Source organism: Saccharibacillus sacchari (assembly GCF_037722395.1).
Lineage (GTDB): Bacteria > Bacillota > Bacilli > Paenibacillales > Paenibacillaceae > Saccharibacillus > Saccharibacillus sacchari_A.
On record NZ_JBBKAR010000056.1, the window covers coordinates 76,579 to 98,393 of the forward strand.

At 53.6% G+C, this 21,815-nt stretch carries 18 protein-coding genes; 10 read left to right on the forward strand and 8 right to left on the reverse strand.

All coding sequences use genetic code 11. The annotated features are described in order from the left end of the window. Positions 1–52: 52 nt before the first annotated feature. The gene (locus tag WKI47_RS21565; RefSeq protein ID WP_340229256.1) at positions 53–1,729 is read right to left on the reverse strand and encodes a DUF4179 domain-containing protein; all 1,677 of its coding nucleotides are present in this window, start codon (positions 1,727–1,729) and stop codon (positions 53–55) included. After that, positions 1,683–2,276 carry an RNA polymerase sigma factor gene (locus WKI47_RS21570; protein ID WP_340229257.1) on the reverse strand — a complete coding sequence of 198 codons (594 nt, stop codon included), beginning with the start codon at positions 2,274–2,276 and terminating at the stop codon, positions 1,683–1,685. Before WKI47_RS21570 ends, WKI47_RS21565 begins: the two co-directional genes overlap by 47 nt. Before the next feature lie 130 nt (positions 2,277–2,406). On the opposite strand from WKI47_RS21570, the gene WKI47_RS21575 reads away from it, so the two are divergent. From WKI47_RS21575 to WKI47_RS21590, 4 genes are all read left to right on the forward strand, one after another. After that, positions 2,407–4,518: a class I SAM-dependent methyltransferase gene (locus WKI47_RS21575; RefSeq protein ID WP_340229258.1), complete on the forward strand. Its 2,112-nt coding sequence runs from the start codon at positions 2,407–2,409 to the stop codon at positions 4,516–4,518. A gap of 190 nt (positions 4,519–4,708) precedes the next feature. Next, a complete protein-coding gene (locus WKI47_RS21580; RefSeq protein WP_340229259.1) occupies positions 4,709–5,428 on the forward strand; it encodes a M50 family metallopeptidase in 720 nt (239 codons plus the stop codon). A gap of 74 nt (positions 5,429–5,502) precedes the next feature. After that, positions 5,503–6,045 (forward strand): YkvA family protein, encoded by a 543-nt coding sequence (locus WKI47_RS21585; protein WP_340229260.1) that lies wholly within the window; start codon positions 5,503–5,505, stop codon positions 6,043–6,045. An 11-nt stretch (positions 6,046–6,056) separates the two neighbouring features. Further along, positions 6,057–6,215 carry a hypothetical protein gene (locus tag WKI47_RS21590; RefSeq protein ID WP_340229261.1) on the forward strand — a complete coding sequence of 53 codons (159 nt, stop codon included), beginning with the start codon at positions 6,057–6,059 and terminating at the stop codon, positions 6,213–6,215. A 343-nt stretch (positions 6,216–6,558) separates the two neighbouring features. On the opposite strand, the gene WKI47_RS21595 is transcribed toward WKI47_RS21590, so the two are convergent. After that, entirely contained in the window at positions 6,559–7,434 is an 876-nt protein-coding gene (locus tag WKI47_RS21595) for an ROK family protein (RefSeq protein WP_340229262.1), read from the reverse strand. Positions 7,435–7,601: 167 nt separating this feature from the next. On the opposite strand from WKI47_RS21595, the gene WKI47_RS21600 reads away from it, so the two are divergent. Then, positions 7,602–10,529 (forward strand): beta-mannosidase, encoded by a 2,928-nt coding sequence (locus WKI47_RS21600; protein WP_340229263.1) that lies wholly within the window; start codon positions 7,602–7,604, stop codon positions 10,527–10,529. A 118-nt stretch (positions 10,530–10,647) separates the two neighbouring features. On the opposite strand, the gene WKI47_RS21605 is transcribed toward WKI47_RS21600, so the two are convergent. Together WKI47_RS21605 and WKI47_RS21610 are read right to left on the reverse strand one after the other, a co-directional pair. Continuing rightward, the gene (locus WKI47_RS21605) at positions 10,648–12,744 is read right to left on the reverse strand and encodes an endonuclease MutS2 (RefSeq protein WP_340229264.1); all 2,097 of its coding nucleotides are present in this window, start codon (positions 12,742–12,744) and stop codon (positions 10,648–10,650) included. Between the two features lie 602 nt (positions 12,745–13,346). Next, positions 13,347–13,922, reverse strand: a complete 576-nt coding sequence (locus WKI47_RS21610; RefSeq protein ID WP_340229265.1) for a hypothetical protein — start codon at positions 13,920–13,922, stop codon at positions 13,347–13,349. A 518-nt stretch (positions 13,923–14,440) separates the two neighbouring features. On the opposite strand from WKI47_RS21610, the gene WKI47_RS21615 reads away from it, so the two are divergent. Both WKI47_RS21615 and pdxK read left to right on the forward strand, forming a co-directional pair. Further along, entirely contained in the window at positions 14,441–15,667 is a 1,227-nt protein-coding gene (locus WKI47_RS21615; RefSeq protein WP_340229266.1) for an MFS transporter, read from the forward strand. 180 nt (positions 15,668–15,847) lie between these two features. After that, positions 15,848–16,657, forward strand: coding sequence for a pyridoxine/pyridoxal/pyridoxamine kinase (gene pdxK, locus WKI47_RS21620; RefSeq protein WP_340229267.1), 810 nt, complete (start codon positions 15,848–15,850; stop codon positions 16,655–16,657). 130 nt (positions 16,658–16,787) lie between these two features. On the opposite strand, the gene WKI47_RS21625 is transcribed toward pdxK, so the two are convergent. Further along, a complete protein-coding gene (locus WKI47_RS21625; RefSeq protein ID WP_340229268.1) occupies positions 16,788–16,952 on the reverse strand; it encodes a hypothetical protein in 165 nt (54 codons plus the stop codon). Between the two features lie 418 nt (positions 16,953–17,370). Here WKI47_RS21625 and WKI47_RS21630 point away from each other — a divergent pair, with 418 nt between their 5' ends. Next, positions 17,371–19,275 (forward strand): ATP-binding protein, encoded by a 1,905-nt coding sequence (locus WKI47_RS21630; protein ID WP_340229269.1) that lies wholly within the window; start codon positions 17,371–17,373, stop codon positions 19,273–19,275. Between the two features lie 70 nt (positions 19,276–19,345). On the opposite strand, the gene WKI47_RS21635 is transcribed toward WKI47_RS21630, so the two are convergent. Continuing rightward, entirely contained in the window at positions 19,346–19,618 is a 273-nt protein-coding gene (locus WKI47_RS21635; RefSeq protein ID WP_425355497.1) for an NHLP leader peptide family RiPP precursor, read from the reverse strand. A 198-nt stretch (positions 19,619–19,816) separates the two neighbouring features. Next, the gene (locus tag WKI47_RS21640; protein ID WP_340229270.1) at positions 19,817–20,740 is read right to left on the reverse strand and encodes a hypothetical protein; all 924 of its coding nucleotides are present in this window, start codon (positions 20,738–20,740) and stop codon (positions 19,817–19,819) included. A 282-nt stretch (positions 20,741–21,022) separates the two neighbouring features. Between WKI47_RS21640 and WKI47_RS21645 the strand changes: the two genes are divergently transcribed. Next, positions 21,023–21,490, forward strand: coding sequence for a cupin domain-containing protein (locus WKI47_RS21645; RefSeq protein ID WP_340229271.1), 468 nt, complete (start codon positions 21,023–21,025; stop codon positions 21,488–21,490). 1 nt (position 21,491) lies between these two features. Next, on the forward strand, positions 21,492–21,803 hold the full coding sequence (locus WKI47_RS21650; protein ID WP_340229272.1) for a hypothetical protein: 312 nt from the start codon (positions 21,492–21,494) through the stop codon (positions 21,801–21,803). The last annotated feature ends 12 nt before the right edge of the window (positions 21,804–21,815 follow it).

Genomic DNA, 21,815 nt, shown 5'->3' on the forward strand with positions numbered 1-21,815 from the left:
GGCAACACAAAAACACAGGCGGTTCGGATCGGGTCCGTTCGCCTGTGTTTTTTTATTGCGGGATGACGCCCGGCGTTCCGGTCTGCGGAAGATCGAAAGACCATTCGCCGTCGCGATACAGATGCTGGACTTCGGTGCGTTTGAGCGTCAGTTTTTTCGGAAGCTTGTCCAAACCCTTGATGACAAAGGTCTGGTCGCCGTCCAGTTTCGGATCGTCTTCTCGTATAGCTCCTTGAAATTCGACAGGATACTCGTTACCCGCATCGTCAACCGCCAACCAATCGTCGCTCGGAAAAAATGGGTTGTTGTACGTTCCGTTGAACGTAATGACGCCGATCGACGGAATATCGGTCGCTTCGCTTGCGTCTGCGAGAAGATCGGGTTGGATCGTTATTCCGGTCAGATTGAAGACGTCGCCGGAATCTTGGAATACCGCAGGATTTTGAGCAGAAAGCGTCAACGGATCAAAGGTAACGAAAGCGTCGCTTTTTTCCCGGATCGTATAACCTTCCAAAACGAAGCGCAGCTTTTCTTTATCGTAAGGCAGATTGCTGAAACGGTAAAACCAGCGATTAATGCCGGTCCAACGATCAAAAACAGGAGAAGCAAAATCATAAGAGCCGTAGTTCCAAGGCAATTCTTCGCCATCCGTTTGTTCGATTCGATACAGGATTTCGTGCTTGCTTTGTATGCCTTCCGCTCCCCGTTTTTGGGCTTCGGGCGTCAATGAAGTTTCGAATTCGAGCGCGCCGCCGCTGGGTGTCCGAAGCGTTCCGAGCATATTGATCTTTAGTCCCGAAGGAGTTTCGTAAGATTCGTTGATTCTTGTTGCTATTGAAGCTTTCGCGGCTTTGGACAAATCGACATCCACTTGCAGTGTCCAAAGTCCATCAACCGATTTCCGGGTAGAAGAATTCAAAACGCCGCCGGGGGAGATTTGAAGCTCTTTGGCTTGAATCAGAAAAGATAAGTGATTACCGACGGCAGCACGTTGGAATCTGAATTCGATCTGATCAAGGTCCGAGGTTGGGGCAAGCATGCTGGAGTACGTAATCTCTCCTTGGCTATCCCAGATACGAAATTGCTTACCTGATCCTTCACTCAACTGACCCGCAACCGGATTCCCATGCTTATCCCAGACCGACAGCCCCACAACCAGCCGAGTAGAATCCGCGATCAACTCCTCAATTTTTACCGTATACCCGCTGGCTTCGTCCGTGGCAAAAACGTCGGAGCTGGTCAAAAATCCGGCGTTCCTCGCTTCGGTCATCCCCTTATCGGCGATCGAACCTTTAGCGAAAAGCGAGCGTACATGTTCGGCAATCGTAGGCTGTGTACACAATAAAACACTCCCGGCAAGAAAAAGGACAACGGCCGATGCCGCCCATAATCGTTTTCGCTGTCTACGTTTTTTATAAAGGCTACGTTCAGAAGAACAGCCCAAATCTATTGGTGTTGTCAGCGTGACTGCCTGATTCTCCGTATCTTTACCCGTGGCCCCCATATCTGACGGTTCAAGTTCCGACACCGAATCCATCTCCACCCCGTCCAATTCCGCCATAAACCGCTCCGTAAAACCCTCCGGCAGCTTTTCTTGCGAAAATAGCGAGGTCCATTGGGCGTCTTCGCGGGCGTTATGCTCCCTGCCAGCCTGTCCGCTTCCGTTCCCTTCCGAACTTCCTTTATCGTGCGGAACTTTTGCCGTTGTCGAGTGCGATCGGAAATTCATGGCGCATGCCCTCCTTCGCTTTGATCTTGCTGCGCAAGCCGCGTTTGGCCCGATACAGGGCGTTGTTTACCTGGCTGACGTTCATGTCCATAAGCTCCGCGATCTCTTCGTGACTCAATTGACTCACATAACGCAGCGCCATGGCCAAACGATAATGCTCCGGCAGCGTATCGAGCAATTTATTCAATTCTTCGCGCAGTTCTGTCCGTAGCAGGGTTTCTTCCGGCGTATCCGTTTTCGGTGCGGCAGTTTCCAGGATCGGTTCATGCGGGATCGCGACTTTGCGCCGCCCGCGATCGCGAAATAAATTCAGGGCGATCGTATGCAGCCAAGCGGAAAAGCTTTGTCCGGGCCGCTGCGAGTCCAGTTTGCGGTAAGCTTTGAACAGCGTTTCCTGCGTCAAATCCTGGGCATCCGCTTCCGTCAGTCCCATTTTGCGAAACAATCCGTACAATTTATTTTTATACCGATCCACGATGCCCGCGTAAGCCTGTTTGTCGCCCGCGAGTACGGCATCCACGATGGTCCGGTCATCCGGCAGTTCCACTCCGTCTCCCCCTCTGTGATGATTTACTGTTAAGACGCATCGCGCTTCGAAGTTCTCTCACCTGCAATCCGAATTTTTTTACCGCCCCGATTTGGGGTATCATAATAGAGAATAGAGAGGAGCGAACATCATGCCAAGCGCGCTGGAACAGATCCGCAATTATATGGAAAAGGAAGAGGAAGAAGCCCGCAGAATCGATCTTCCGGCGTGGTTGAATATTTTGGCTTCCGCCGAAGAATATATCGTCAACTACGAACGGATCGGCTCGATCGGCGAGCTGGAGCAGTTGAATCCGGCGTTGGCTTACGTGGAGCGCAGCCTGGATCTTTTGCAAGGGGAGCGCATGTCGTTTTGGATGAAAGAGCTGCTGGAAGAAGTGCTGGCCTGGAGCGAGACGGCAAAAGGCGGCACAAGGCTGGACCGGATCGGCTGGCAGCGGCAAGGAATCAACGTGTTCGTACATAATGAAGGATCGGCGGATTTGTATCTGCAAAAATCGACGGACAGCGACGGGGATCGTCGCCGTTTGACTGCGCTGTTGATCCGTACGCACGGTCTGCTCGGTCAATATTTGCGGGGCGAAGTGCCTTTTGCCGCGAATATGCCGTTGCACGGCCCGGTAGACGAAGGACTGTTGACCGAGACCGAACTGGCCCGGCTGCTGATGGCGCTCAACCGCTGCATTATCGGGGCGGTGTCGGAAGAGTTATGGGAAGACGTCGCCGCCGATCTCGAAACGTGCGTGCTGCACGTCTCGCTCGGTACGGTGCCGGAAGGCGACGGATTGCAGCGACGGTTGCGGCGCTTGCGCACGGAATCGATCCGGCGCGGCGAAGACTTCGACGGCGAGCTGGCGGAAGTGGATCGAGCGCTTCAAGCGTCCGGTCTCGAAAATGGGATCGAGCAGGCTTTTGCCCGTTTGAACGATAAAACGCTTTGGTACGTCGAGGCGGCGCTGAGCGAGTTTTCGCTGGAAGAGTTTGCGAAAATGATGCTGCTCGCTCTACGCGGCGCGGACGAAGGCGCTCAAGCCCGCCATATCAGCTTCGAACGCTTGATGCACGGTTTGTATTACGATTACAAAGGCGTCAAAAAGATCAATCTGTACAAAAAGCGCATCATCGAAAAATATTTGCGCGAGCTGGATTGGTCGGCGGTGCTGGAAGGTGGGCAGCATGCGGACAGCCCGCATCTGCATCACCGGGTGAGCCGGGAAAAAGGCAATACCGATACGTGCTTTTTCGGATTCGTATTTTCTCCGGCTGCCGAAAAGCTGATCGAATTCTGCGTGGAAGCCGAGAAATCGCCGCTGTACGAACGGGCCGTGTTGATGCTGATGGACCTGTTCGGCTTGCGCCGCGACGCGTACGACCGTTTCCACAATGAAGACGAATACTTGGAGACGATGAACAGCTCTGCGGACGACAAAAAGGTGCTGCTTTCGTACATCTCCGGTTCGCGCGTGCTCGATATCGGTCCGGGCGGCGGCGTGCTGCTCGATCTGATCGAACAAGAATTGCCGGACAAAGAAGCGATCGGCGTCGATATCAGCGAAAACGTGGTGGAAGCTTTGGAGCGGCGCAGACGGTTGGAACACCGGAACTGGAGCGTGCTCAAAGGCGACGCGCTGAACCTGACCGACACGATCAAGCCGGGCAGTATCGACACGGTAGTCTTTTCCTCCATTTTGCATGAGCTGTTTTCTTATATTCCGTTCAACGGGAAAAAGTTCAATCTGGAAACGGTTCGAGCCGCGCTGCAAAGCGCTTTTCAACTGATTCCTGTCGGCGGGCGTATCCTGATTCGGGACGGGATCATGACGGAACCTGCGGAGCAGACGCGAAGATTGACGTTCTCCGACCCGGTAGCTTTGGAGAAGCTTGAGCGTTACGCCGAAGATTTTGTGGGACGCGAGATCGCGTTCGAGCAGACCGGGCCAAGCGAAGTCCGTATGCCGGTCAACGACGCGATGGAATTCTTGTACACGTACACTTGGGGCGAGGAAGCGTACGTCCACGAGGTGCAGGAGCAGTTCGGGTACATGACGCCGTCGCAGTATGAAACGTGCATCGCGGAGTTGTTCGGAGAGCAGGCGAAGATCGTGGTCAGCCGTCACTTTTTACAGGAAGGCTATACGCTGGCGCTGCAAAACAAAGTGAAGGTGACGGACGACGCAGGCCAGGAGCTTCCGCTGCCGGACAGCACCTGTCTGATCGTAATCGAAAAGGTGTCGGAAAGCTGAGGCGTACAGAACGGGTGAGCGTAGCGGTTTCTTTTTAAACAAAAATCACAGAAGCCGGAACCTTGCCTTGCGCTGTGGCGTAACATGAAGAGAACGCGTTGAACGCATAAGAGCATGTAGAAGTTTGGAAAGTCTGCGCGAACCGCTCAAGCAAAACGGGAGTTCGTGATCTGTTTGAGGAGGTTGTTTCATGCCAAAATGGGCAAAACTGGTGCTGTATCTGCTGGTCGCGGCGGTACTGACCCGGCTGATTCCTTTTTCGTCGTTATTCCGCAATCTGAATACGATGATCCACGAGTTCGGTCACGCGGTTGTCGCACTGGCAACGTCGGGCCGCGTCTCGTCGATCGACCTGAACGCGAACCACAGCGGAGCCACCTATGTGATGACGTATTCGACCTGGAGTTCGGTTCTGGTGTCGCTGGCCGGATACGTGTCCGCTTCGTTATTTGCAGTCTTGCTGTTTTATGGCTATTACAAAAAGCAGCAGAAACAGGGCTTGATCCTGATGACGGCTGTTGCTTTGATTATGCTGATTCTGTACGTGCATGACGGCTTCGGCGTAGTCTGGCTGATCGGCTTTATCGCGCTGAACGCACTCATGTATTTCGTTTGGGAGCCGCTGCGGAATTTCTATTACATGCTGCTCTGCTTCCTGACGCTGGAGGAGTCGATTACAAGTTCCCTCTATCTGGCCTGGGTCTCGATTACTTCTCCGCGTTCGGCGGGCGATGCGGCGTTGTTGGCGCAAGACACGTTCGTACCCGCTATCGGCTGGTCGATTCTGTTCGTCGCTTTCTCGCTGTTGTGCGCCAACTGGTGCATCCGATTGTTCGCCAAAACGCATGAGGGACGTTCGAGTAATCGCAGCTCAAGCAGCGGTTCGCGACGTTCGAAGATGCGGGCTTAAGCGTTTGAACATCATACCCGGGCGCTCGGGGATAGCCGGTCGCCCGAAACATCGTATAGGGAGGTCATGCCGATATGGCGGATAAAAAAACTTGGAAAGACCGCGTGTCCGATTACGGCCGCGATAAGCTCGGAATCGGCGTGAATGCCAAAGATCCGGCAGAAGCCGAAGTCGTGGAGTCAGCAGGCGATCCGATCAACGAAGCGGAATTGAACGAACGCATCAAAGGTTATGGTGATCAATATTCGGAAAATTCGTTCTGGGAAAAAGTTAAAAAGTTCGGCAAAAAAGCAGGCGTCAAAGTCGTCTACGCCGCGTTGCTTCTGTTCTACACGCTCAAAGACGCGGACGTCCCGCCGTGGGCCAAATCGGTGATCATCGGCGCGTTAGCCTACTTTATCGCTCCGATCGACCTGATACCCGACTTCATTCCGGTAGTCGGATATACGGACGACTTCGGCACCTTGATCGCAGCCGTCGCCGTCGTTGCGAAGCTGATCAACGACGATACGCGCGGCAAAGCCCGCGCCAAGCTGGTGTCCTGGTTCGGCGAAAGCGCGACGCTCGATCTGGGCGAAGTGGAAGCGAAATTAGAAGAAAAAACACAGGATAAGTAAGGAGGAAGCTTATGGACAAGCAACCAAGTAATCCGGGCACGGAACGTTTGGTCAAGCTTATGACGGCAGCGGACTTCGTTTTTTTCCTGATCGGAGCCGCCGCTATTGGCGGAGGGGGAGACGCGGTTGAGAGGGCGCTGCGGGGTGAAGGGTCTTCGATCGCGTGTTGAAAATGGGTTTCCTCGGATTGTATAAAACAAGCTGGAGGCAGGAAACCCATTTTCAAAGGCGAACGCTACGCTTCTACGACTCCTTCACCCCTCCGCTTCCTTCAGCACGTGGAGGTAGGTTGTAAAAAGAAAAGAAAAATAAATCAAGAATAAATCAAGATAAAGCAAAGGCACAGTTAGAAAATCCGCTGTGCCTTTTTTCGTTCTTTACTATATTAAAATTAAAGAAGTGCCTGCACGGCGGGGAGCAGCGGAGGGAGAAATTCAGGTCAAAACGCCTTTGAGCGCGCTTTTTGCGCGAGACAGCGTTTTGACCGAATTTCTCCCGCAGCGTCACCCAAGCTCAAAGCCGTCCAGCCGCTTCCACGCCGAGCGCTATGGAGCCGACCAGTCCGGCGTTATCGCCCAAACCCGGAGGTACGACATAGCTGTCCAGATCATCCAGTACCGAAGAAGCCACGTAGCCGTTGAGATTTTTCGCTACTTTTTGCCGGATCAGGGGGAAGAGTTGGGTTTGGTGCATGACGCCGCCGCCGAGGATGATTTTTTTCGGCGATAGCAGCAGGATGGCTCCGGTGATCGCTTCGGCCAAATAATGCGCTTCGATGTCCCAAGCCGGATGGTCTTCGGGCAAGCGGTCGGCGCTTTGTCCCCAGCGTTTGGCGATTGCGGGGCCTGCGGCCATGCCTTCCAGGCAGTCGCCGTGGTACGGACATGCGCCTTCGAAGCTGTCGTCAGGATGACGCCGAACGAGGACGTGTCCGCCTTCCGGGTGGACGAGTCCGTGGATCAATCGGCCTCCGGCATACACGCCGACGCCGATTCCGGTGCCGACGGTGTAGTACAGGCAGCTATCCAGACCTTGAGCCGCGCCCCAGCGGGCTTCGCCGAAGGCGGCGGCATTGACGTCCGTATCGAATCCGGCCGGAACGTTCAATTCTTTTTTCAAATGCCCGAGCAGATCGTAGTTCGCCCAGCCCGGCTTGGGAGTCGTCGTCACATGGCCGTAGGTTGGGCTGTCGGTGTCCAGGTCGAGCGGACCGAACGAGCCGATGCCCAGTGCCTCGATGCCTTTATCTTTGAAGTAATCGGCGGCTTGTTGGGTCGTTTTTTCCGGTTCTTCCGTGGGAAAGCTGATCCGGTCCAAAATTTCTCCGTGCTCATTGCCGATTCCGCAAACAAACTTCGTTCCGCCTGCTTCGATAGCTCCGATGATCATCCGAATCGTCCTCTCCGTTTGTGGTTTCGTTATATCGTTCACGCGTCTTAAGCCTATGCTTCAGATCAAGTATAGCATGTCGAGAAGTTGCGTCTGTACCCGTTCGGCACGTTGTGATAGTTTAAAAGAGAATGTTGAAAGCGTTATCTCGAAAGGGGAATTCAAGAATGAACAGGAATGACAGTCACGCAGCCGTCACAACCGAATTGAACGGAAGCTGGAGGATCAAGGATTTCGCGCCGGGAGCTACGCCTTCGCAGGAGAATGCGGCACCAGGCTTGGACGACCGGTACTGGATGACGGGGCAGGTGCCGGGGGATGTACATCACGCATTGACGGAGCGGCGCGTCATCGATCCTCCGTATTTTGGGCATAATGATCTGAAAAGCCGCTGGATCGAAGAAAGGGAATGGTGGTATCGGCGCGGCTTCGAATACAGCGGCGCGTTGACGAAAGACAAAGCCGAGCGGTTCGAGCTGACGTTCGACGGTTTGGACACCTTTGCGACGATCTTTGTCAACGGACACGAGATCGGCCGGGTTGGCAATATGCTGATGGCGCATACGTTCGATGTGACACGTGTGATCCGTTCGGGCTGGAATATGGTTGCTGTCCGCTTCGATCCGCTGCTTCCGCATCAGAAGGACAAAGAACGCTTCGATTGGTCTTCGTATACGAAGGAACGCCCGTGGCTGCGCAAAGCCGCGATGAACTTCGGATGGGACTGGGGGCCGCGTCTGGTCACGGTCGGGATCTGGGGCGGCGTGCGATTGAAGCGGCATATGCAGGCCAAGATCGAAAGCGTATTCGCTGAAACGGTGTCGATCACCGAGCGGGAAGCAAAGCTGCAATTTTCCGCGGAAATCGAGACGTACCGCGGCATGCCGGACGTTCCCCTTGTGTTGAAAATAAGGCTGGAGGACGCGGCAGGAAAGGTCGTATACAAATCCGAGTTGACGGAAAAAGGGGTGTCCGACCTACGTTCCGCGAACGGATCGGCTCAAGCGACTCTTTACGAAAACCAATCGACCGACCGTTTGCCAGGTGGTGATATGTCTTCCAAGATTTCGCCACAGACAGGTTCTTCGCCTTTCTCGGTGACTCGATCCGAGACATTTGTCGGCGCGCCGAGCGTACGCAGCGCCCGGTCTGCGCATTTCCGTCCGGCCAGCCGCCGCCAAGCATCGTTCTCGGCATCCGTCGTGTTGTCCGATCCCAAGCTATGGTGGACGCACGATCTGGGCGAGCCGCATCGCTATACGCTGACGGTGGAGCTGTATGCGGCAGACGAGCCGATCGATACGGTGACACAGGCAGTCGGGGTGCGCACGATCGAACTGCGGACCGAAGACGAACAGGGCCGCGCGGCGTTTCGCTTTTTCCTCAACAATCAACCGGGTTACGCCCGGGGCGCTAACTGGATTCCGGCGGACAATATGATCGGGGCGATTCCGGATTCACGCTACCGGGAGCTGGTATCGCTGTCGGCCGAATCCGGGATGAACATGCTGCGGATCTGGGGGGGCGGCATTTATGAAAAGGAAATCTTTTACGAAGAATGCGACCGTCAAGGGGTGTTGGTGTGGCAGGATTTCGCTTTCGCCAACGCGCTGTTCCCGGACTTTAATCAGGACTTTATGGACAATGTGCGCGCCGAGGTTGAATACAACGTGAAAAGGCTGCGTGGACGGGCTTCGCTTGCACTCTGGTGCGGCAACAACGAGATTGACTGGCTGTACGATATGAAAACGGCGGGCGGGGATATCAAAAGCGACTTTTACGGCGAGCTGATCTACCACGAGTTGATCCCGGAAGTGCTGGAGTTGCTCGACCCGAACCGCGCCTACTGGCCGTCATCGCCGTTCGGCGGCAATGACGCCAACGATCCGGAAGCCGGCGATCGGCATAACTGGCAGGTGTGGCATGGTTCCGTTTACCCGCGCAAGTTCGGCGAAGCGCCGATTTTGGATTACAGCATCCAAGGAGTCACGTTCCGAAATTACAAGCAGGACATGGCGCTGTTCAGCAGCGAATTCGGCATGCACGCTTCGGCCAACCGCTACACGCTGGAGAAAAACATGCCGGAAGGCGAATTCGTCTGGGGCAGCGAAGAGATGGCGTACCGCAACAAGGACACCAATCATCTCAAAGGCATTTTGCTGATGGAAGGTTATACGGGAATCCCGCGCGATATCGAGGAATACATGAATTTCTCGATGTTGACCCAGGCGGAAGGACTGCGTTACGGGGTCGAGCATTATCGGCGCAATCCGCGCAGCGGGGGCAGTCTGATCTGGCAGTTGAACGACAGTTGGCCGGGCACGAGCTGGGCGATGATCGACTACGAGCTGCTGCCGAAAGCGGCTTACTATTACGCGAAAAAGTTTTACCATCCGCTGCTGCTGTCGCTGGAGCACGAACCGGGCGAGCCGCTGAAAGTATGGGCGGTGAACGACGGGCCTGAAGCGATCGAAGTCGAAGCGGCGCTGGAAGTCTGGTCTTTTGACGGGAAAAAGGTCGGGGAGTACGTCTTCCGCTCGGACGGTGCGCTGCATGGGCCGAAATGGCTTGGAGAAGTCGGCGAAGCGGAAGCGTTAAACGGGAACGATGCGGCCGAGACGTTCATTCGACTGCGCTGGATCAGCGGGGGAGCGGCCGGGTTCGCACAGACCTATATGCTGCGCGACCATCGGGAGCTGAAGCTTGGAACGGCAGAGCTGGCGTGGGAAGTCGATATCACGGCTCCGCAGGAACAGCAGGCGGGAGAACGCGATATTCGGGCGGCTTGGCTGATGGACGAGCGGTTGGCAGAATCCGCGATCAAGCCGGGAAAAAAAGAAACCGGACAAGCAAAAGCTCAGTGCCAAGTCACCGTGCAAGCTTCCGCTTCGTTCGCGCGCATGGTGAAGCTGGAGCTGCCGCTCGGACGCGTTCGTTTCAGCGACAACTACTTTGATCTGTTGCCTGGCGAAAGTCGTACGATCGAGCTGTCCATGCTGGACGGATCGGAGCTGCCGATTGCGTTCGTGCTGGAGAATTTGCGGGTGAGCGCGATCAACGCGATGAAGATATCGGTTGCCGGGATCGAAAAGTAAAAGATTGAAAAAAGCGCTCCTGCTTAAGTGCGGGAGCGCTTCATTTGTTTTGGCTGTTTTGCATCTCGAATTGTTGCTGATACGCAGGAATCGCTTCCGAAGCGATTTTGGCGAAGCGTTATCGCCGCCAACTTTCGCCGCGTTCGTCGGGAGATTGCTCGATCGTTACGCCTTCCATATGCTTCCGTTCCATTTTACTGCGTTTTTTGCGGTTTTCTTTGGAATCGAGGACGATGCTGAGATCGTAACCGTCCGGGTACAGCGATTCGCGAGCGATATGCGGCTGGAGACGTTTGCGGGCGATCCGTACTTTTTTGCCCTGAATCTGTACGCCGATATGGCCCATGCCGTCTTCCTGCGCATAGATGATTCCCGTTTTGCCCAGGTAGGGAATCGAGACGCTGTCTCCGATACGGAAGGTTGCGGGTTTGGCAGACGTTGCTTCATGCTCCGAAGCTTCTTCGCCCGTTGTTCCTGCCGATAGGGTGGACGCTTGCGGCTCAGGTTCTGCACGCCGCAGCGAAGCGCCGGGCAGTAGGGAAAGATCGTCGCGCATGGCTTTGGCGGTCGAGACTTCCGGGAGGCCGAAAGCCGGCTTTGCATGATCCAAGTTTTGATCTGCCGCTTTTGTTGCTGCTTCCGTTTGCGGGGGAAGGGCGACTTCGGGTGACTGCGTGCGTCTTGTCAGTTCTTCTGCCCGCCGAGTCACGGCATCAGGGATCCCGAGCTTTTTGGCAATAGCGAACGCATAGCTGCGACCCGCTTCGCCAATCGTTAACCGATACAGCGGCTGCAACGTCTCGGCGTCGAACTCCATGCGGGCATTCTCGCAGCCGTTCGTCGCCGAAGCGAAGTTTTTGATTTCGGTAAAATGGGTCGTCACGACGACGCACGAATCGCGTCTGCGCAGCTCTTCCAGCACCGCGATCGACAAGCCGACACCTTCGCCCGGATCGGTGCCGGACGCCATCTCGTCGATCAGCACCAGCGTTTGGCGATCCGCCGTTTCCAGAATGGTTTTGACCCGGCGGATATGGGCGGAAAAGGTACTGAGCGCCTGCTGAATGCTTTGTCCGTCGCCGATATCGGCTTCGATGCCCGTGAATACGGCGATTTCGCCGCCGGTCTCGGCCGGGATCAACAGGCCGGATTGCGCCATTAGCGTGAGCAGACCGACCGTTTTGAGGGCCAATGTCTTGCCGCCCGTATTCGGTCCGGTGACAATCAGCATGCGAAAGCGTTCGCCCAGCTCGAAATTTAGAGGAACCATCTTCGACCCCATCAGCGGATGTCGCGCGCCGCGCAAGCGAATGATTCCCTGCACGTTCAGTTTGACGTTGACGGCATCCAGCGCCAAGGCGTAACGGGCTTTGGCAAACAGGAAGTCGTATTCGCCTACCAACTGCGCGTTGACGATAAGCTCGCTGCGGTACTCTTCGGCAATTCCGGTTAGCTCGCTGAGGATCTTCGTTTCTTCGCGTGCTTCCTCGGTTCGCAGCAGCTCCAATTCGTCGTGGAACTGCCGAATTTCTTCCGGTTCGATATAAACGGTCTGGCCGCTGGAGGATTCGTCCAATACCGAGCCTTTCACCATTTTGCGGTATTCTTTGCGTACCGGGATCGCGGAGCGGCCTCCGCGTTGCACGGCCAGGCTTTCCTGCAAAATCGAACGGTGCTTCGCCATCAGTTCGGCGAGCCGGCGCGCGCTGCGTTCTTCGACGGTTGCCATACGGCGGCGGACTTTGGATAATTCGCGACTGGCGGAATCGAGCACGCGGCTGTTGCGGATGCAGCGCTCGATGTCCGCTTGCAGCCGTTCCAGACGGTGCATGCCGGAAGCATAGGAGGCGGCGTTCGGCGCCCAGTCGGCTTTTGTCCGCATATAATCGATCAGCTGGGTACAACTGCGCAGAAATTGATGCAGGTGCGTGAAGTCTTGTTCCTGGAATACATAGCCGGAGCCGAGCAAGTCCAGGATCTGTTCCATTCCGGTCAGCGACGGCAGCGGAATGCTGGCTCCCCGGCGCAGTACGCTTGTGGCTTCGTCGGTCTCGTCCAGACGCCGCCGCAGCGTTCGGGCTTCAGTGGTTGGCTGGAGTTCGGCGATGTGTTTTTTGCCCAAATAAGAAACAGCGTAGACGGATAATTCGTGTTTGACGCGCTCGTATTCGAGGCGTTCCAGGGTGTGAGCCTGAATCGTTGAAAGGTTGTTCATGATTGGAATTGCTCCTTCGTGTTGGGATTGGAGTGCATACCGTTGAATCTGCAAACAGACATAGCCGGAAAATAAAAAAAGACGGAAGACAGGCCGATTCAGTCGGCTTTTCGAAATCAATGGTCCGATTCCGAAGAAGCTCCAATCAGCTTATCTTCCGTCTTCCGAGGTCTGGTTCCGGCACTCCCGTGCCTCCGAACCTATTCGTCTCGTTCAAGGATTCGTATACACTCCACAGCGTCCGCGCGGAGGAGTCGTTCTGCGCGCAAGGAAGGAAATAGGCTCAAACCGCTTATCCTTTCTTATACGCAGACACCAAAAGAGCCGCGCTTCAGCTACAGCGCGGCCCGAAAACTCGAAAGAGTATAAATACCCACCTCAAGTTTATGAAGAAATGATTCGCTGTTCTTAACTGAATTCCGGACAGCTTCAAACAGGTACCACGAAATAAAACCGCTTCAAGCGATTTTTCGATCGTTCCTGATCCAAGACTATCCTGTATGGAATTAATTAGTTAAGAACATACCCCGTCATCAAAATTTCCCCTTTGCACTCAAAGTTATGTTCATCATAAAGCGGAGAGGCTAGACGGTCAAGAAGTTTTATTCATCCTCGTCCGTATACACTTCGTCCCGGTAACCTTGATCCGTTTCCGAATCGATCAGATTCTTCTGAACGTCGTCTGGCAACGATGCAGGGAAAGAACCTTCGCGGAATAATCCGTTTTCCGGATCGGTATCGCGTTCGGTCACCAGATTATCCGGATGCACGGTCTCTCGATCGCCGTCGGTGATCAAAGGACGGGCGGGGTCTTCGGAATCGGCTGCCAGCTCCGCTCGTCCCTGTTCTCCGCCGGCTCCGTTGAGCAGGTCGGTTCCGTGAGGTTCGTCCTGAGCGGGAGCTGCCGGATCGACAGGACTGTCCGGGTGCAGATCGTCGGCGTCCGGCACGTCTTCCAACAGCGGAGAGTCCAGATGCGGATCTTCTTCCGTCCGGTTCGGATACGCTTCCGGATCGGTTATGGCTTGTTCAGTATCTACAGGCGCATTTTCTTGGACGGTATCGACATACTCCAGAGTTTCATCGGGAATGCCGCGCTCCTCGGAGTAGGGGGTATCGCGTTCCAGTTGAAAACGTTCGTGGGCGCGGTCGGATTCGTTTCTCGGATCGAAAGCCATGATGTCATCTCTCCTTCGTGTTCATCATATTCGTTGTATACATAGGCTTTACCCGAAAGACTGTTATTGTAACCGTTTATCTAGGGGGTGTCTGTGTTTTCGATACGGAGAGTCGACGTGCTTCTTTCCATGTTGAAAAGGGGAAGCCGAGCATCCGGCCGCGATCCGTCATGCTTTTGCGCCTTGTGGAGCCTGCTGCGCCATATGACCTGAAATCGTGCTTGTTTTCGCTACATCCCTCTGGGTTCGATTGGGAATTTCTATCGAATAGGAGTAAAATTAATAAGTTAGAAACAATGGGCGTTTGCGGCGTGGCGATTGGGCCGACGGAGGTATCGCGCGCATTCAAGCGAACGTCGACTTTGGCAAGGCGGCGGACCGCTCTTTTCAGACACGCCCTGGTATTTTGGCCCTTATAGACGTAACCCGTCTTTTGGGATAGGGCAGAGTACCGGATTATCGGGCGATATCCGGACAGGAGCGGGCGCCGTCTTGCATGCGAAAGGGCGTGCGGACGGATGGAATTTTCATGGAAAAAGAATTTGGTCGTGTTATGGGCCGGCGTATTTTTTTGTAGCATGGCCTATTCGATCTCGATCCCTTTTTTGCCGATTTTTATGCATGACGAGCTTGGCGTAGGGAATCAGTATTTATCGATCTGGGCAGGTGTGGCGTTCGGGATTACGTTTTTGTCGAGCGCGTTGATTTCTCCGTTCTGGGGATCTCTTGCGGACAAGTACGGGCGTAAGCCGATGTTGATTCGCTCAGGCTATAGTTTGGCAGCTTTGTATTTGATCAACTTTTTCGTGCAGGACCCGGTTCAGCTTGTGGCCCTGCGTCTTTTCCAGGGTCTGCTTGCGGGATTTATTCCGGCGGCGATTGCTTTGGTCGGGACGAACACGCCGGAGGAGAAGACCGGATATGCGCTCGGCATCATGGCGACAGCCAGTGCTTCCGGGAATATCATCGGACCGTTGATTGGCGGTGTGGTCAGCTTTACGTTGGGCAACCGGAACGCTTTTCTATTTTCGAGTGCGATCGTGCTGATTGCGGCACTGGTCGCGACGTTCCTGGTGCATGAAAAAGAATTCAAACGGCCGAAGGTCCGCTCCAGGGTCAAAGACGATTTGAAGCAGGCGGCAGGGATTCCGGTGTTTTTCGCTCTGCTCGGACTGGTCGCCATGAGCAACTTCTCGGTCATGATTTTGGAGCCGCTTATTACGATCTATGTGCAAGGCATGGATATTGCGTCCGACCGAATATCGTTGATATCGGGCGTCGTCTTTTCCGCGGTAGGCGTGGCGACCGTCATCATGGCGCCGCGTTGGGGCAGGATCGGCGGGAAGATCGGTTACGGCAAGGTGCTTATGATCGGCTTGATCGGGGGAGCGGTAGGTAATCTGCTGCAATTCTTCGTAACCGGGTATGTCGGCTTCGGCATTTTGCGCTTCATATACGGCCTGTTCTTCGCCGCGGTGTTCCCGGCGGTGAACGCCATGATCGTACAGGTGACCAAGCCTGAATTCCGGGGCCGGGCGTTCAGTCTGAACCAGTCGGCGACGCAGATCGGTACGATGGCGGGGCCGCTGATCGGCGGCGTGCTGGGCGCGGTGATTCCTATCCATTGGATATTCGTGATTAACGGTGCGGCGCTGCTGGCTTGTGCCTTTATTGCTCATTATAAGAAGATCGACCAGACCGCTCCGTTTCGAAAAACAAATATCGCGGACGGTCAATCAAAGTAAGCAGGCAACATACGCTTTGGTAAGCGGTTGACAAGACAGTCGCTTCGTCTTACCATTACCGAAGGCTGCGGTGTTTTCCGTTAATCCGGCGCAGCATGGACACACAAGCAGGCCGACAGGCTGGATTTGGACCAGCTCTGTCAACAGGCTTAAAATATAGACCCAGGAGGCGTTTGGAAGATGACGATACCTAAAGTTTTGACGATTGCCGGTTCCGATACAAGTGGGGGAGCAGGCATCCAGGCTGACCTGAAAACATTCCAGGAGCTGAACGTATACGGAATGACGGCGCTCACCTGCGTGGTTACGATGGACCCGCAGCTGTGGAGCCACAATGTAACGCCGATGTCGGCAGAGTTACTGGAGAGCCAATTGGACACCGTGCTGAACGGCATCGGCGTAACATCGGCCAAAACAGGCATGCTCAGCACCGTTGAGATCATCGACGCGGTTGCGCGCAAGATCGAAGAGCGCCCGTTGGAGCATTTCGTTGTCGATCCGGTTATGGTCTGCAAAGGCGAGAACGAAGTGTTGAACCCCGATACGGCGGAAGCCATTCTGGAAAAATTGGTTCCAAAAGCAACGGTCGTCACGCCAAACCTGTTCGAAGCTTCCCAGCTTGCGAAAACGGCGCCTATCCGTACAGTCGAGGATATGAAAAACGCAGCCGTGAAAATTCACGAGCTCGGCGCCAAGCATGTCGTGATCAAAGGCGGAGGCAAGCTGCTGCACGAGAAGGCTGTTGATCTGATCTACGACGGCCAAGACTTCGAGCTGTTGGAGTCCGATCGGATCGAGACGAACTATATTCACGGCGCGGGCTGCACGTTCTCGGCGGCGATTACGGCTGAGTTGGCAAAAGGGGCGGATGTGCGTACGGCAGTCAAACATGCAAAAGCATTCGTGACCGCAGCGATTCGTCACGGCTTCCCAATCAATTCCTTCGTGGGACCTACACTGCATGCGGCTCAACGGTTGTATCGCGATTAAGAACCGGTCTATCGACTGGCAACTTTAGAGTATCAACCGATAAAACGACAAAAAAGACGGATTTCCGAGGCAATGGCCAAGGAAATCCGTCTTTTTGCATACTGGGTCGTTTGAACGACTATTTTTACGTTTATTGGAACATCGGGAAGACATAACGGACCAGAAAATACAGGATGCCAAAAATGATGATGATATAGGCGGCGTATTTGATAAATGTTGAAGCGACCAGGCTCGAATCCGATTTTTTCTCGATTCTGCGTTCTTCGACATCCACGTCTCTATGCGAATTATTCATGTTGAATTCCTCCTCGATCCATCTTGGTTTCGCTTGGCTCCAGATTGGAGAGCGGTTAAGTTGATAATTTATACACAGGACTCCAGACCTTGAAACAAGGGCTTTTTACCCGTCGAAATAAATGAAGTATAGGGTCAGGCAGGGAAGCGAAGCGGGGGTGGCGAATGTGTAAGTGAGAAAGATTGGTGAATTGAAGGGATTGGAGATCAAGAGGGTATAAATCGAGAGATTAGAGATCGAGAGATCAAGAGATCAAGAGATCAAGAGATTAAGAGATCGAGAGATTAAGAGATCGAGAGATTAGAGATCAAGAGATTAGAGATCAAGAGATTATCAATCAAAAGAGTCGCTTATCGCGGGTTCAGTTCATCTTCTTGCCCGGAGGGGTTGAAGATGAACTGGACCGACAGGAGGGACTATGCGAACTTTAACCAAAATATTAGCTGTTTTAATCGGAGTATTGGTCATTCTATTTCTAGGCGTACAGGCTTATCCGCACGAAAAAAAAGAAGCCGAAGTTTCTGAAGTCGGGTCTTGGCAATTTTTATGGGACCCCGGCGGTTGGGACGAGCATTCGGATACGCCGCCTGAACGGGTTCTGCATTCGCTGGACTGGACGATGATGGACGAAGAATCGATGCCTCCTTCCCGTCCGATAGGCGCGGCCTGGGCTTGGGTACGGATCGATATTCCCCGGTTGGATTGGGCGATTCCCGCGGTATTGATCGAGAAAGCCTATGCGCGCAACGTGGTTGCCTACACCGAATACCGCGAGCTGTTCGATTCCCATCGGCAGGATCGGTATGCGATGAACGAACTGCTGCTGCCGCTTCGTGCGGAAGATGCCGGAAGTTCGATCTATATTCGTCTTCAGCTTACGGAAGAGCGGTCGGGTATCGTTCAACATATCGTATTCGGCAGTTTTTACGAGTTATTGACCGTATATCTTACCCATGACATGCTGGACATTATGCTCGGCGGCTCATTTGTGCTGATCGGGATCGTGATGCTGATATGCGCCTTGTTTTTGAATCGTAGCTATGTTGCGTCCTGGTTATCGCTGAGCTTTGTTATTTTGTCGATCGGCCTGCTTGTGGTATCGTATTCCCCGTTTTTGTTTACGCTTTATCCCGAATATGGTCGAATGCTTCAGCATTTGTTCGATATTGCACTGTTTACGCTTTTGCCTTCCTTCCTGTATTTTTTCCAACTGATTTTTGGAAAAGGGTACAAAAATTCAATTTTGTATCTAAGCCGTTTTCAATTGGGTTACTCTTTTTTGTGTTTGATCCTCGTTCTTGTGAACGTATGGACAAACGAGCGCTTTTTCTCGATCTATTATCTTCTGACCACGACCGTCCTCGGGGTGCTGATGATCGTGGAATTGCTGACGATGCTGGTCTGTTCGGTGGTTTACAGTTTGCAAAAGAACAAGGAGGCCTGGATTTTCAACGCGGGTTTGGCTGTTTTTGCGGGAGTCGGCGTGTTCGAGTTGTTCCGCTATTATGCGACGGAGGAGCAGTACGATCTGTATTGGTGGAAATGGGGGATGGTGGTTTTTGTCATTTCGCTGATCGTGGTGTTGGGCCGACGCTTTACCGAGACGCATAATCAGGTGCTCCAATACTCGAAAGAACTCGAAATGTTTAACAATGAACTGCAACACGCGGAAAAAATGGAGATTATCAGCGAGCTGGCGGCTTCGGTTGCTCATGAGGTGCGCAATCCGCTGCAAGTGACGCGTGGATTTTTACAGTTGCTTGGAGAACGTTCAGCCACGTCGGAGAAAGCGTATATCGATATGGCGCTGGATGAATTGGACCGGGCTTCAGGCATTATTACTGATTTTCTGACCTTTGCCAAACCGGGTGCGGAAAATGTGAAAATCTTATCGATCGCGGAAGAGTTCCGTCATATCGAAGGGGTATTGACGCCGCTGGCCAGCATTCATCATGGACAGATCGTTGTGGATATCGCGCCTGATCTTTATGTCAAAGGAAATTCATCGAAGTTCAAACAAGCGTTTATCAATATGATCAAAAACAGTATCGAGGCGCTTCAGGACGAAGGTCAGATTACGATTATGGCAGCCAAAGAAAACGGTGAGGTTGTTATCCGCATTCGCGATAACGGTACAGGTATGGGACCGGAAGAATTGAAGCGGCTCGGCGAACCGTACTTCTCCAATAAAACAAAGGGAACAGGCCTTGGGCTTATGGTCACATTCCGCATCATTGAGGCCATGCAAGGAACATTGAAATTCAGCAGTGAAAAAGGAGCGGGAACCGAAGCAACCATTCGTTTGCCGGAAGCCTCTGAGTAAGGGGTCCGAACGGAGGTCGCGGGGGTCCCGCTCCTTGCGCGTTTCGATCAATATGAGGGATGGATATCGCTTAGCCGCCTGTTCCCCACATGGCTGCCGGCTCGATTGTAATTCGCTCGGCTTTTGGAATAATCTCGGAAGGGTGCGGAGGGATGACCAGATAGAAGTCATTCGCCGATTCTTCAACCGCAGTCAGAGTAATAGAGTCAGGCAGTTCGATACCGAAAGCGTCACGCAGGGCGCTTTTCGGATCGGCCAGCAGACGGGCCCGGAAGTCGGGATCTTCCCATGCTTTTTGAATCACTTGGGTTTTGATCAAAGTTTCCGTTGTCAGGTTTGCCATTGAACATCATCCTTTCGCATGCGAATCCATGATTGTTGAACAGGAGGACAAGTGACGTTGGGTCCGTCTGAGGTCGATCGAAAATCCAAAGAATCGCAATCGAACTGAGAAGGTTTTATTTTTGTGGAAAATTATAACATGGTCAAAAGGGGATAGCAAGCGGAAAAGCAACGTTTTAACCAGATATGAAGAGAGGGGTTATCGGCCGAGGAGCCAATAGTTCAATCCGCCTAATGACAGCGTGTGTTTTTCTTTTTCGATGCTGGCTGCAATGCGCTCCAAATCGCCTGCCAGAGCAGCATGGAAACCGATCAGGCCGGGAAAATCCGTGCGGTAAGCTTCAAGTTCAAGTTGTCTGGCTGCCGAGAATTGTGCGTAGCGACCAAGCATGCCTTTTCCATACACGGCAGCTTCAATATCCGCAGAAGAGATTGGGTCTTCGATGGTGCTCGCGTACTCTTTGCGATATAGCGAGACAAGGCAGTTGTAAGAGCCGTCTTGTAGATCATCCGCATAGTCTGCCCAATCGTCGGCCATTTGGAGTGTAATCAACGTTTGGCGAACCGCATGGAGCGCACGGGCTTGCAAAGCTTGGTTAGTAGGGAATAAAGCTAGGGGACAGAGCAGCAGAGGAGCGGATCGGGCTGCAATATCTGGTGGGTGTTCGTAAAAGGGATCTGCATTTCGCTCGGAAGCAAGTCCTGCTGCCCATTCGGCTGTGCAAGAAACAAGAGCCTCGCGAAAATCATTTGCGGAGCGAAATATCGCGGCATATCGAACGGCCATCTCCGCGTTGAGCAACTGGGACAGGGCAATATGGTTGCGATCCAAGCCGGACTGCCGATCTATTCGCTCGTCCTGAAGGTGGAAATGCAGCATGCCGAAGATATTGGCTTCCGCAATCCCGCGGCAGTGTTCCAGCGTGGCCCCTGCCGACTCGCGCAGCCAGTAGGGGAGCAGGCAACAGATATAGTTGGTGGGGCCGTTTCCGAGTCCTGGATCGAATCGATCCAGGTAACGAATGCCGAGTTGGGCGAAGGGGGGTGGAAATCCTCCGATCGTCTCCCGGCAGGCTTCGAATGCGCGCTGCATTTCCCGCCTCGTTTCGACCGATAGTTGCATGGAATCTCTCCTTTAAAAACTTATCTAAAAACCTATCGCTTATCGCGGGTGTGTTTCATCTTCTTGCTCGGGGGATTGAAGATGAAACGAACCATAATCCGACAAGTTTTTCGTTCTGTTCTTAATATACCCTTAAAGCAGACATTGTCCCCGCAAAATTTGATAGGATCTCACCGAAGGCAAACCACAAAAATCTTTTGGTTGAAAAGCCGATAGTATAGTATGCTGGAAATCAAGAATCTCTACTCGAAATCTTGATTAAAGGAAGGAAGAACCGTACCTATGAATCCAAATCAATCATCCCAACTTTCCCCGCTCGTTGAATTGCTGGGGCTTGAGGGTCATATCGAAGGCGGATGGCACAAGGAACTGTGGAAATCGTCATTTACGATTCCGCAAAGCGTACTGCCGGAGGAATACACAGGGGACCGTTTTGCCGCAAGTTCAATCTATTTCCTGCTGCATCCGGGCGAAGCTTCGGAATGGCACGTCGTGCATTCCGACGAGTTGTGGCTCTGGCATACCGGGGGTCCGCTGGCTCTGACGCTGGGCGGCGACGGCGAAGAACCGGTCGAGGGCGAAAAGATTATCCTGGGTCCTGATACGGCTAACGGCCAGACTTTCCAGGGACTGGTTCCGGGCAAACATTGGCAGAAGGCGCGCCCGGTCGGCGATGAGCCGGTATTGGTTACGTGCATCGTGGCACCGGGTTTCCACTACGACGATTTTAAAATGATTGAACGCAAGTAGCATGAATTGGTATACGTTTGGCCAGATGTTGAACGCGATCAAACTCGGTCAGGTAGCGGAAACGGCCGACGGATACCGCCGAATCAGGCTGCTTCCGGAAGGCTTGGCCTGGATAACGGGGCCTTACGCGGACAGCCTTGTCAAAGTGGAAGGATATCTGCTGAGCGACCTCTGGACGATCCTCGAAGACGAGACATCCGAACGATTCGCGGAGCAAAGGGCGGATTGGGAACGCAAGCGTATGGAAATGCTGGAAAATCAGCTGTTCGAACAACGTGCGCGGCGGTTCGATCCGCCAAACATCGAAGAGTAAACTGAGCGAAGC

Excerpts from the sequence above, each read along its gene's own strand:
- WKI47_RS21565 (WP_340229256.1), bottom strand. The coding sequence starts at position 1,729 with ATGAATTTCCGATCGCACTCGACAACGGCAAAAGTTCCGCACGATAAA.
- WKI47_RS21575 (WP_340229258.1), top strand. The coding sequence starts at position 2,407 with ATGCCAAGCGCGCTGGAACAGATCCGCAATTATATGGAAAAGGAAGAG.
- WKI47_RS21580 (WP_340229259.1), top strand. The coding sequence starts at position 4,709 with ATGCCAAAATGGGCAAAACTGGTGCTGTATCTGCTGGTCGCGGCGGTA.
- WKI47_RS21585 (WP_340229260.1), top strand. The coding sequence starts at position 5,503 with ATGGCGGATAAAAAAACTTGGAAAGACCGCGTGTCCGATTACGGCCGC.
- WKI47_RS21590 (WP_340229261.1), top strand. The coding sequence starts at position 6,057 with ATGGACAAGCAACCAAGTAATCCGGGCACGGAACGTTTGGTCAAGCTT.
- WKI47_RS21595 (WP_340229262.1), bottom strand. The coding sequence starts at position 7,434 with ATGATCATCGGAGCTATCGAAGCAGGCGGAACGAAGTTTGTTTGCGGA.
- WKI47_RS21600 (WP_340229263.1), top strand. The coding sequence starts at position 7,602 with ATGAACAGGAATGACAGTCACGCAGCCGTCACAACCGAATTGAACGGA.
- WKI47_RS21605 (WP_340229264.1), bottom strand. The coding sequence starts at position 12,744 with ATGAACAACCTTTCAACGATTCAGGCTCACACCCTGGAACGCCTCGAA.
- WKI47_RS21610 (WP_340229265.1), bottom strand. The coding sequence starts at position 13,922 with ATGGCTTTCGATCCGAGAAACGAATCCGACCGCGCCCACGAACGTTTT.
- WKI47_RS21615 (WP_340229266.1), top strand. The coding sequence starts at position 14,441 with ATGGAATTTTCATGGAAAAAGAATTTGGTCGTGTTATGGGCCGGCGTA.
- pdxK (WP_340229267.1), top strand. The coding sequence starts at position 15,848 with ATGACGATACCTAAAGTTTTGACGATTGCCGGTTCCGATACAAGTGGG.
- WKI47_RS21625 (WP_340229268.1), bottom strand. The coding sequence starts at position 16,952 with ATGAATAATTCGCATAGAGACGTGGATGTCGAAGAACGCAGAATCGAG.
- WKI47_RS21630 (WP_340229269.1), top strand. The coding sequence starts at position 17,371 with ATGCGAACTTTAACCAAAATATTAGCTGTTTTAATCGGAGTATTGGTC.
- WKI47_RS21635 (WP_425355497.1), bottom strand. The coding sequence starts at position 19,618 with ATGGCAAACCTGACAACGGAAACTTTGATCAAAACCCAAGTGATTCAA.
- WKI47_RS21640 (WP_340229270.1), bottom strand. The coding sequence starts at position 20,740 with ATGCAACTATCGGTCGAAACGAGGCGGGAAATGCAGCGCGCATTCGAA.
- WKI47_RS21645 (WP_340229271.1), top strand. The coding sequence starts at position 21,023 with ATGAATCCAAATCAATCATCCCAACTTTCCCCGCTCGTTGAATTGCTG.
- WKI47_RS21650 (WP_340229272.1), top strand. The coding sequence starts at position 21,492 with ATGAATTGGTATACGTTTGGCCAGATGTTGAACGCGATCAAACTCGGT.